General features: G+C 27.9%; 11 protein-coding genes. 9 read left to right on the forward strand and 2 right to left on the reverse strand.

From position 1 onward, the window contains the following. Positions 1 to 586, reverse strand: a 586-nt coding sequence (locus WBG30_RS14870; RefSeq protein WP_424505438.1) for an EamA family transporter, incomplete at its 3' end; no start/stop codon positions are given. Positions 587 to 1492: 906 nt separating this feature from the next. On the opposite strand from WBG30_RS14870, the gene WBG30_RS14875 reads away from it, so the two are divergent. Next, on the forward strand, positions 1493 to 1639 hold the full coding sequence (locus tag WBG30_RS14875) for a hypothetical protein (RefSeq protein ID WP_424505439.1): 147 nt from the start codon (positions 1493 to 1495) through the stop codon (positions 1637 to 1639). Positions 1640 to 1658: 19 nt separating this feature from the next. Further along, complete coding sequence (locus WBG30_RS14880; protein WP_424505440.1) at positions 1659 to 1883, forward strand: hypothetical protein; 225 nt, start codon at positions 1659 to 1661, stop codon at positions 1881 to 1883. Between the two features lie 550 nt (positions 1884 to 2433). On the opposite strand, the gene WBG30_RS14885 is transcribed toward WBG30_RS14880, so the two are convergent. Next, on the reverse strand, positions 2434 to 3366 hold the full coding sequence (locus WBG30_RS14885; protein ID WP_424505441.1) for a VirK/YbjX family protein: 933 nt from the start codon (positions 3364 to 3366) through the stop codon (positions 2434 to 2436). A 573-nt stretch (positions 3367 to 3939) separates the two neighbouring features. Between WBG30_RS14885 and nagA the strand changes: the two genes are divergently transcribed. The 7 genes from nagA to WBG30_RS14920 form a co-directional block, all read left to right on the forward strand. Continuing rightward, the gene (nagA, locus tag WBG30_RS14890) at positions 3940 to 5079 is read left to right on the forward strand and encodes an N-acetylglucosamine-6-phosphate deacetylase (protein WP_424505442.1); all 1140 of its coding nucleotides are present in this window, start codon (positions 3940 to 3942) and stop codon (positions 5077 to 5079) included. Positions 5080 to 5208: 129 nt separating this feature from the next. After that, entirely contained in the window at positions 5209 to 5916 is a 708-nt protein-coding gene (locus WBG30_RS14895; RefSeq protein ID WP_424505443.1) for a GntR family transcriptional regulator, read from the forward strand. 19 nt (positions 5917 to 5935) lie between these two features. After that, complete coding sequence (locus tag WBG30_RS14900; RefSeq protein ID WP_424505444.1) at positions 5936 to 7108, forward strand: Gfo/Idh/MocA family protein; 1173 nt, start codon at positions 5936 to 5938, stop codon at positions 7106 to 7108. A gap of 54 nt (positions 7109 to 7162) precedes the next feature. Next, positions 7163 to 8410, forward strand: coding sequence for an ABC transporter substrate-binding protein (locus WBG30_RS14905; protein ID WP_424505445.1), 1248 nt, complete (start codon positions 7163 to 7165; stop codon positions 8408 to 8410). Positions 8411 to 8477: 67 nt separating this feature from the next. Then, on the forward strand, positions 8478 to 9401 hold the full coding sequence (locus WBG30_RS14910; protein WP_424505446.1) for a carbohydrate ABC transporter permease: 924 nt from the start codon (positions 8478 to 8480) through the stop codon (positions 9399 to 9401). Between the two features lie 18 nt (positions 9402 to 9419). Next, a complete protein-coding gene (locus tag WBG30_RS14915) occupies positions 9420 to 10241 on the forward strand; it encodes a carbohydrate ABC transporter permease (RefSeq protein ID WP_424505447.1) in 822 nt (273 codons plus the stop codon). A gap of 108 nt (positions 10242 to 10349) precedes the next feature. Further along, the coding region (locus WBG30_RS14920) for a BadF/BadG/BcrA/BcrD ATPase family protein (protein WP_424505448.1) at positions 10350 to 10768 on the forward strand (419 nt) is incomplete at its 3' end.

Raw genomic sequence — 10768 nt, forward strand, 5'->3', positions numbered from 1 at the left:
ACATTAAAGTACTTCTTTGAATTGAATCTACATTCGTTGCAACCTTCCCACTAACAAAAGTAAATGCTGTATATGAACATGCTGCCAAAAGTCCATATATTATACCTTTAAATGTTAAGCTACTTAAACCCCCATTAAAAACATTAGATGAAAACGTTGTTCCTATTAAAAGTAACATAATAGATATTACTTGAATTTTAGAAGGAATTTTTTTCTCCAAAATACATTCTACTAAATTTCCCATCCATGTAAATTGGAAAAATAATAAAATTGCCATTGAAGCAGGAACTTCCTGAACAGATTTATAATACATTACACTAGTTAATCCAATTGGAATCCCTGTCAACATCAATTTTATTAAATCACTTTTACTAAATTTTATTTTATACTCTTTATTTATTTTTATTTTTAAAAATACCATAAGCCATAAGACCAAACAACCTATTCCTGTTTGAGAAAACACAATTTCTCCTAAAGTAAATCCCTCACCATAAGCCAGTTTTACAAAAGTTGAAAGAACTCCATAACTTGAAGCTCCTAATAAAACAAAAACCATATACTTAGTTATAGATTCATTTTTTTTCATTTTTTCACCACCTAAATTTTTAAATAATTCTTTGAAATACTTGACTCTTAGAAGCATCGCGAAAACATATCCTAAATGCAAAAAAACTAAAAAAATAATATCTCTAACTTGGAGAGAACGTATCTTTAAAAAATATGAAAATTTATATTACCCTTAAAAATTTAAAACTGAACACTTTTTAAGAAACATATTTTTTAAGCTCCTTTTTGCATCTACTTTTTTATTTGTTTTATCCTTTAAAAGGATTTTTTTGAAGTGGATTCTATTTTGAATTGTATCAAAATCTATTTCATATGAAATCAGGAGAGAGTCACTAAAAAAAATATTAGAATCCACTTATTAAAAGTTTACAACTAAATGGTTATAACAACAACATTAATAAACTAAATAAAGTATTAATTAATTAATTAAAACAAGTGTTTTTTTATTTGAGAAATCAATTCTTTTTTTTAATATTCCAATGAAGTGGATCTCCTAAAATAAATCACCAACGCAATATCTTTATGAATATATAAAAAGACTCCTAAAAGTTAATTTAAGAGTCTTCTTGTAAATAGTTGTAATAAATCCCTTGGGAGAGAGACATATTAAAAATCAATACGCAATTATTTATTACAACTGTATTTTAAAGGTGGATAGAGATAAAGTCAACTTAAATTCTAATAAAGAAAACAATTGACAACTAAATGGTAGATATATGATAGGGCTATATATAGATTATATGCGTGTATTAGTAAACGTTTATGTTCGGTTAATGGACGTAAAAATAAGAGGTAAGGAAATAATAAACAAAAAAAATAAAATTTAGCAAGAAAAACTTAATGTTTAATTAAACAATTTAAATCTACTCATAAAGTATGATACACTAATACTAAAAATATTACAATTTTCAAAGAGGTGATACTAATGAAGAAAAAAGAAGTTATTTGTTTAAAATGCAAGAGAACATTTATTAGTGAAATTGATTCAAAAGGAATCCCATATAGTAGGATATGTAGTAAATGCAAGAAGGGTACTCAGAGATTTGGGAGAGGTGTAAGCGGAACTACTTAAATAAAAATAGGAGGAAAATATGATAAAAATAATTTTAATTGTGTCGATTTTAAGTTTTATACTTATATTGTTTAAAAAGAAGCGAAACCAAGCCAAACCAAATTTTATTTTTGTAAACAAAAAAACTAAAAAATATCATCAAGAAGAGTGTCCATATGCTAAAAATTTAGAAACAATAACTTTACAAGAAGCTATTAAAAATGGATATACATCTTGTAAAATATGTGAAAAAAATAAAATTTAGATTTTTATTAAATATAAAAACTTTCACATATATTCAAATTTATAATACTGTAGAATATTTAATGGGCAATTAGATAACTATATTTATTTGTCCTTTTTAATTTTTATTAGTTTGCATTTATTGAATAAAATTAAAACTTAATTTCTTGACATTTCATCTTTTTATCAATGTAATATTCCACATTTAAATATTTTTTAATACAAAATGTTTCAATCTGAAGGGGAAAATGAAAGCAAAAATTTATTATGGAAGTCTAATTGGTCCAATTTAGCTATATTTTTAAAATATCCTCAAAAATTAGGACTTCAATATTTTCTACTAATACAATAGAAGGTTTCGATAAACATTTAAAAAATACACAAATAAAAGTAGAGTAGTATTCCCTACAGATAATAGTCTATTTAAGCCTTTTTATCTTACTAAAGACCTTTGAAAAAAAGTTTTTTTCAGATTTTGAATTTCCCCTTTTTCTTTACAAAGCATATGATTGTTTTGAAATCAACATATTTTTTTCACATTTTTATTCCTTGCTTTATAAAATTTTTATTTTCTATATAAGTTCCGTAACCTCTACTTTCTTTTTATTAAAAGTTCCTAGTATTGAACTTTCTAATTTTTTCAACAAACCATATTTTTTTCTATATTGACCTCTCTTTTTACTTGGAACATCAAGTATATCTTTCCTTTCTAATTTTTCCGGTAAGATCCATAGACCTAACTTTGTTTTTTCTGCATTTAAAGATATCCAAAAACTATCATAACTAGAGAGAATAGTTCTTTTTTTCTTGTATCTCTTGGCAGTATAGACATGTTGGCTATTCCCTACACATATTTTTTCTACCTTCATACCCAATGATTTTTCAAGAAAATATAGGGATTCAATAATAATTTTTTTAGGAAATAAACCATATAAATTTTTTGTAGCAACCTTTATTATGCTATGGTCTATATCTTTTGGAGCCCCTTGAAGTCCCCCTATGAATATTCTAAATTCGTTCTTTTCTTTCTGTAAGCTAAAAGTAAGAGTGGATAGAGTTATATTATCTGAATTTGTTAAAATCAAATTGAATTCTCCCTCCTTATCATAGTGGGGATAAAGAGCTAGATTGACATAAAATACTTCAGAATTATTTCCACAGATTTCACCTAAGACAATCTGACCATCTGTATAGAGAATCTTTCTTTTTTCCTCAGAAAAATAAGTATCTATGAATTCGTAGCTATCTTTTATTGCGTTTAATTTTTCACTCATTTTAAATGTGCTTGATAGATATGGTCTATGCATCTTACTTAATAAAACAGGATATTGATAAACTGTAGAAGAAAGATAATCATGTTTTAAAATAAAATTTGTTAGATTATTTATCCAAGGGTAATAAATAAGAGTTCTAAAAGCGAATCTTATCTTCTTTGTGTATGTATTAAGCTGACCTTTTTTACTTCCATGTTTAATTAATTTTGAATAAAAAAGTATATTTTTCATTGTTGACCTCCATTTGTTATTTTACGCTTTATTTAAGAATAATCTTAATTTTTTATATTCTCTCTAGTAATACAGTAGTCTTTATTCTTTCCTAGCTTTAAATATCAAAGTAGGCCGATTTATCGCTGCTTTATTTTCTATTACAAAATAAATAGTTTGTGGAATTCTTTTTAGTTTTAATTTTATGACTAATGATTCATTATATCTACCTTCTAAAATCTCCTTTATTATACTAATAATAAAAAATTAAAACAAATTATTAAATTTTAATAAAACTATCCAACTCCTCGTATCTTATCCATACAATATTCTAAATGACATTAACTTATGATACAACAGATAAAGATCACTAGAAATAACTTTCCCAGAAAACAATGAACAAATTTTTGCAATTAAATATTGAATAGGAGCTTTTTATTTCTTAATTTTAACAACACTAGATCACTATAGAAAAAGAAATAATTGACAACTAGATTAAATAAAACTATAATCTTGATATTTCTATGTGAAATTAGATCCAATATAATATAAGAAATTATCTATAAATATTTTTGTTCATAATTAGGAGGAATAATGGTGTATGCATTAACAAATGGGAAAATTTTTACAGGGGAAAAAAGTATTTTTAGAAAATCTCTAATTATAGAGGGAAAAAAGATAAAAGATATAATTGATGAAAAAAAATTAGCAATATTATATCCAAATATTGAAATTAAAGATGTTAAAGGAAGACTAATAGCTCCAGCATTTATAGATCTTCAACTTAACGGATGTGGAGGAGTCCTAGTCAACGACGACATATCTGAAAAAACTTTTAAAATTATAAATGAAACAAACTTAAAATACGGATGCACTATGTATACCCCTACTTTGATCACCTGTGAAGATGAAAAAATAGAAAAATCTTTAGAGGTAATGAGTAAAATAGAAAATTTAGAAGATTTAGGAATAATAGGTCTTCATATTGAGGGTCCATATATATCAAAGGAAAAAAAAGGAACTCACAGGGAAGATTATATTAGAATTTTGTCTGACGAAATTATTGAAAAAATTTCTAATTCTAAAACAACAATTCTCACTCTTGCACCTGAAAATGCCACTACAACTCATATAAACAAATTAGTAAGTGGAGGAATAACAGTTTCTATGGGGCATACCAACGGAACATATGATGAAATTTCAAATAAACTCCCTTATGGAATTACCATGGCAACCCATTTATATAATGGTATGAGCTCTTATAATCATAGAGAGCCTGGTGCTGTTGGAGCAATATTAAATTCTAAAAAATTAACTGCCGGAATTATAGTAGATGGATTACATTGTCACTATGCTGCTGTTAAAATAGCCAAAAAATTATTAGGAGATAGATTATTTTTAGTTACAGATGCCGCTGCTCCTGCTGGGACAGACATGAAAGAATTTTTATTTGAGGGAAAAAGATGTTTTCACAGCAATGGAGAACTTCGAAATGAGGAAGGGTCTCTAGCTGGATCTGTACTGACTATGATCAAGGGAGTTCAAAATTTAGTAGAATATGTAGGAGAATCTTTGGAAGAATCCTTGAGAATGGCATCACTATATCCTGCAAAAGCCATAGGAATTGATGATAGGTATGGAAAAATAAAAAAAGGATATATAGCAGATTTAGTAATCTTAGATGAAAAAATAAATTTAAAAAATGTAATAGTGAAAGGAAGATGGAGATACTAAAGGCAGTAAAAAGGTTCTTTTAAAAAAAAAAGATATTCATTTTTTTAATAATTGTATTTTAATTTGACATTTTCTTATTTTAGTATTAAAATAAATTTGAAAGGTACGTACCAATCAAGAGGTGGAGATATGATAAAACAAAAAACAAAATACTGTAAATTAGCAGATATTATAAAAAAGAAAGTAAATGATGGAGAATATAGCTTAGGAGAAAAAATTCTTACAGAACAAAAATTAATGGAAAAATATCAATTAAGCAGAGATACAGTTAGAAAAGCCGTTGATCATTTAGTCAAAGAGAAATATTTATATAAATTACAAGGAAGTGGTACATTTGTTTCGGAAGAATTTTATAGCCAGTCACTATTAAAATTTTATAGTTTTACAGAAGAGATGATAAAAAGAGGAAAGGTTCCTAGTTCAGAAATAATTTCATTTGAATTAGTAGAAGCAGATGAAAAAGTTCAAAAAAAAATGGCAATAAATTCTAAGGAAATCTATAAACTAATCAGATTAAGGTTAGCCGATAAAAAACCAGTCATGTATGAAACAACTTACTTAAATCCAAATCTATTAAAAAATTTAAGTCTAAAAGTTCTAACCGAAAAGCCACTATACGATATTATTCGAAAAGATTATAAGGTAAATTTTGACAGAGCCGTAGAAAAATTTAAAGCAGTAATACCCACAGAGGATATATTGGAAAAATTAAAAATGTCTAGTTTAAGAGCCTGTATGGAATTAGAGAGATATACATATTCACAAAATGAAGTCTTAGAGTACACAAAGTCAATTGCTAGAGGGGATAAATTAACATTTGAAATAGAACTAAAATAAAAATTTAAAAGGGGGAAAAATGAAGAAAATTGGTATCGGATTAATTGGAGCTTGGGGATGGCGTGGAAAACTAGGTGCTTATGCACTAGAAGAAAAAGATGTAAAACTTATTGGGGCAGCAGATATTTATGATGAATCATTAGAAAAATTTTCAGAATTTTATAAAAAAGAAAAAGATCTATTTTTAACTAAAGACTATAATGAGTTACTAGCAAGGGAGGATGTTGATGCAGTATTTATCCTTTCACCAGATTATTGTCATGAAGAGCATGCTATTGCAGCCTTAAAAGCAGGAAAAGATGTTTATTTAGAAAAACCTTTGGGGATTACCATTGAAGAGTGTGATAATATTTTAAAAACAGCTATGGAAGAAGGAAGAAAATTATTTTTAGGTCATAATATGAGGTATTTTCCTGTTATATTAAAGATGAAAGAGGTAATTGATTCAGGAGTAATTGGAGATATTCAGGCAGTTTGGTGCAGACACTTCGTTTCATATGGAGGAGACGCTTACTTTAAAGATTGGCATTCAGAAAGAAAAAATGTAAATGGATTATTATTACAAAAAGGAGCTCACGATATGGATGTAATCCATTGGCTAGCAGGAGGATATTCTAAAGCAGTAGTTGGAATGGGTAAATTATCGATCTATGATAAATGTGATCAAGAGAGAAAATCTCCAGATGAGCACTATAAACAAGTTACTTTTGATTCAAACCATTGGCCGGCAAAAAAATTAAAAGGAGTTTCTAACATAGTAGATGTAGAAGATCATAGTATGGTAATGATGCAATTAGATAATGGAGTCCAAGCTAGTTATGTTCAATGTCATTATACTCCTGATTCAGTTAGAAACTATACTTTTATAGGAACTAAGGGAAGAGTTGAAAATATTGGTGATACTGGAGATTGTAAAGTCGTAGTATATACAGATAGATTTGATGGTTATGGGAAAACTGATGTGACCTATGACCTGAAAGAAAAAACAGGAACCCATGGGGGATCAGATCCAGATATAGTAAAAGCTTTTATAAGATATATAAAAAATGGAGAAAAACCAAATACATCACCGATAGCTGCACGTCAAGCAGTAGCAGCAGGTATTATGGCAACTGAGTCTTTGAGAGGTAATGGAGGACTAAAAATTATACCAGAACTTTCAAAGGAAATTATAGAATATTTTGAAAAATAATAAAAATTTTTAAATTTAAAATACATACGTATAAATTATTAAAAGGGGGACAAAATGAAAAAAATATGGATATTATTATTAGCATTGAGTGTTTTACTTGTTGGTTGCGGTGGACAAAATGAAAAAAATGAGAAAGTTGTTATAAAATATGCCCTATGGGATTCTGTTCAAGCACCTGTGTATAGGGAGTTAGCAGATGAATTTGAAAAAAATAATCCTAATATAAAAGTTGAATTTGAAACTACTCCATACAATCAATATTGGACAAAACTTCAAGCTGCTACTACTGGGGGAGAAATGCCAGATGTTGTTTGGATGAACGGACCGAACTTTTTAAAGTATGCTAGTTATGATATGCTTTTACCGTTAAATGAAATAATAAAAAAAGACTCTATAGATATGAATAAATACGTCGAGGGAATTAAAGATTTATATCAATATAAAGGAAACCAGTACGGAATCCCAAAAGATGTAGACAGTATAGCGCTTTGGTATAATAAAGCTTTATTCGATAAAGCAGGGTTACAATATCCTACAGATCAATGGACATGGGATGATATGAAAAAAGCAGCTATAAATATACAGGCAAACGTTAAGGGTGTCTATGGAGTAGCTATTCCAGTTTATGAAAATCAATCATCTTACTACAATATTATTCCACAAAATGGTGGGAGTATTATTTCAAGCGATAGAAAAGAATCAGGTTATGGAGATGAAAATACCATAAAAGCTATTGAAATGATAAAAAGTATCTTTGACGAAAACGCAAGTTCAGATTATACTACTATGCTTGAAAATAAAGCCACTCAAATGTTTCAGTCTGAGCAAGTAGCAATGGTATATCAAGGGTCTTGGAGAGCATCACCACTAAATGCAGATGAAAAAATAAATGGACATCTTGGCGTTGTGACAATGCCGAAAATAAAAAATAATTCTACAGTAGTTCACGGAATTGGTTATGCCATTGGGAAAAATTCAAAACATCCAGAAGCAGCATGGAAATTTGTTAAATTTTTATCGAATAAAGAATCTAACGACTATGTGGCAAAATCTGGTGTTGTAATTCCAGCATATACTGAATCTCAAAAATTATGGACTGAAAATTATAAAAATATTGATGTCTCTGCTTATATAAGAGCTTTAAAAAATAATGTTTCATATCCAGTTTCTTTTGACACTGCTAAATGGAGTCATGTACAGGATGTATATCTTACTAAAGTATGGGCTGGAACAATGAGTCCTAGAGAAGCATGTAAAAACATAAAAGAAGAGATGGATTCTATACTAAAATCTGAAAAATAATATCTAAATTTTTAAGGAATTTAACTATGTTAAATTCCTTAAAAAATAAACGAAAGAAGGTGAAATATTGAATATAAACGAAAATAAATCAAAGAAAATTTTTTCAAAGATAAAAAATAAAAAGACCGAACATTTATTTTGGGGATATTTATTAATCATGCCAGTTTTTTTGGGGTTAATGGTCTTCTATATAATTCCATTTTTTCAAAATTTTTATTTTAGTTTTACTGAGATAGGATTATTTGGAGGAGCTAAATGGGTAGGTTTATCAAATTATAAAAAATTATTTAATGATAAAGAGTTTCTAAGAAGTTTAAAAAACACATTAAAATATGTAATCATCGCTGTTCCAGTAGGGATAAGTATCTCAACTGTTCTAGCAGTTCTACTCAATACAAAAATAAAATTTAAAGGATTTTTTAGGACAATATACTTTTTACCAGTTATAGCCATGGCATCTGCAAGTGGTGCAGTATGGAAATGGATCTATAATAAAGATTTTGGTCTATTAAATTTCTGTTTAAGTTTTTTCGGTTTAGAAAAAATATCCTGGTTAAATAATCCAACAACATCTTTATATGCTGTTGTCATAGTTATGATTTGGATGAAAATTGGATATAATATGATAATTTTATTGGCTGGGTTACAGAGTATCCCAAAATCTTTATACGAAGCTGCTGAAATTGATGGAGCAAGTGAAGTAAGACAATTTTTTTCTATTACACTCCCTTTACTTAGTCCAAGTTTATTTTTTGTGGGTATAATGACACTTATTTCAACATTTCAAATTTTTGATATTATCTACATGATGATTAGTAAATCAAGTATAGCTATCGACGAATCTATTTCAGTAGTATACTTATTTTATAGATATGCTTTTGAATTTAATGAAAAAGGATTTGCAGCGGCAATAGCGGTTATGTTATTTATAATAATAATAATAATTACAGTTATTCAATTTAAAATTAAAAAGAAATGGGTTCATAGTTAATTATAAAGGAGAAAATATATGAATAAAAAATTAGGAAAATTTGTAGTGTATTCTATTTTGATAATTGGTGGGATATTATCTCTAACACCTTTCATTTGGATGTTGCTAACTTCTTTAAAGACAATGAGTGAGACTACTCAAGTTCCACCGACTATGTTTCCAATTAAAGTTATGTGGAGTAATTATGTAGAGGTCTTTAAGCTTTTACCATTTGGAAAATATTTTATTAATACACTACTTTCAACTTTAGTAATAATAGTAGGACAGTTAGTTTTCTGTTCAATGGCAGGATACGCTTTTGCAAGATTAGAATTTTGGGGGAAAAAAAAGATATTTTTAGTTTTTCTTACTATATTAATGGTCCCAGGTCAGATATACCTCATTCCACAATATTTAATAATTCAAAAATTAGGGTTATTAAATTCCCTAACAGCTCTATGTTTACCTGGATTATTTAGTGCTTTTGGAACTTTTCTTTTAAAACAATTCTTTGAAAATATACCCAGAGAGTTAGAAGAAGCAGCTATAATAGACGGATGTAATCCATTTCAAATATATTGGAGAGTTATGCTACCTCTTATAACGCCAGCACTGATTACACTAGCTATTTTAACAGGTTTATATGGATGGAATTCATTAATGTGGCCCCTTATAGTTAATACATCTGTTTCAAAAATGACACTATCAGCAGGGTTAGCATCTTTAGCCGGTCAAAGAACAACAAATATTCCTATTATGATGGCCGGATCACTTATAGCTATGGCACCTATGTTGATATTTTTTATTACTTTTCAAAAAAAATTCATAGAAGGTGTAGCTTCTACAGGAAGTAAAGGTTAATTTTCAATTTAAAGTTTTTTAATAGAAATAATGAAAAATTATTCCAGTCTTTAAAAAGGTACGTATAAATTTTAAAAAGAATCAATGAATTAAAGAAAAGGAGGAAACATGTATTATTTAGGAGTCGATAGTGGTGGAACAAAAACTGCTTTTACAGTAATTGATAATAAAGGGAATATCGTTTTTGAATTAGTTAAAGGTACTGGGCACTATCTACAAATAGGTTTTGATGGCGTTAAAGCACTTCATAAAGACGGTCTCAAAAAAATTTATGAGACATTAAAAATTTCAAAAGAATTATTATCATATGCTTTTATTGGTATTCCAGGCTATGGAGAAGTAAAAGACGATAAATTAAAACTTGAAAAAATAATAGGTGAAGTTTATAAAGGAATAAATTATACAATTGGAAATGATGTAGAATCAGGATGGGCAGGGAGTTTAGCCTGTCAACCAGGAGTAAATATTGTTTGTGGAACTGGATCTATTGCTATTGGAGTCAATGAAAAAAATGAAATTGCTAGAAG

The sequence above is a fragment of the Psychrilyobacter sp. genome (genome assembly GCF_049671765.1).
In the GTDB taxonomy this organism is placed as follows: Bacteria; Fusobacteriota; Fusobacteriia; order Fusobacteriales; family Fusobacteriaceae; genus Psychrilyobacter.

What these genes read in the sequence shown, in the direction of transcription:
- WBG30_RS14875 (WP_424505439.1), top strand. Translation starts at nt 1,493, where the DNA reads ATGAAGAAAAAAGAAGTTATTTGTTTAAAATGCAAGAGAACATTTATT.
- nagA (WP_424505442.1), top strand. Translation starts at nt 3,940, where the DNA reads ATGGTGTATGCATTAACAAATGGGAAAATTTTTACAGGGGAAAAAAGT.
- WBG30_RS14905 (WP_424505445.1), top strand. Translation starts at nt 7,163, where the DNA reads ATGAAAAAAATATGGATATTATTATTAGCATTGAGTGTTTTACTTGTT.
- WBG30_RS14880 (WP_424505440.1), top strand. Translation starts at nt 1,659, where the DNA reads ATGATAAAAATAATTTTAATTGTGTCGATTTTAAGTTTTATACTTATA.
- WBG30_RS14895 (WP_424505443.1), top strand. Translation starts at nt 5,209, where the DNA reads ATGATAAAACAAAAAACAAAATACTGTAAATTAGCAGATATTATAAAA.
- WBG30_RS14900 (WP_424505444.1), top strand. Translation starts at nt 5,936, where the DNA reads ATGAAGAAAATTGGTATCGGATTAATTGGAGCTTGGGGATGGCGTGGA.
- WBG30_RS14885 (WP_424505441.1), bottom strand. Translation starts at nt 3,366, where the DNA reads ATGAAAAATATACTTTTTTATTCAAAATTAATTAAACATGGAAGTAAA.
- WBG30_RS14915 (WP_424505447.1), top strand. Translation starts at nt 9,420, where the DNA reads ATGAATAAAAAATTAGGAAAATTTGTAGTGTATTCTATTTTGATAATT.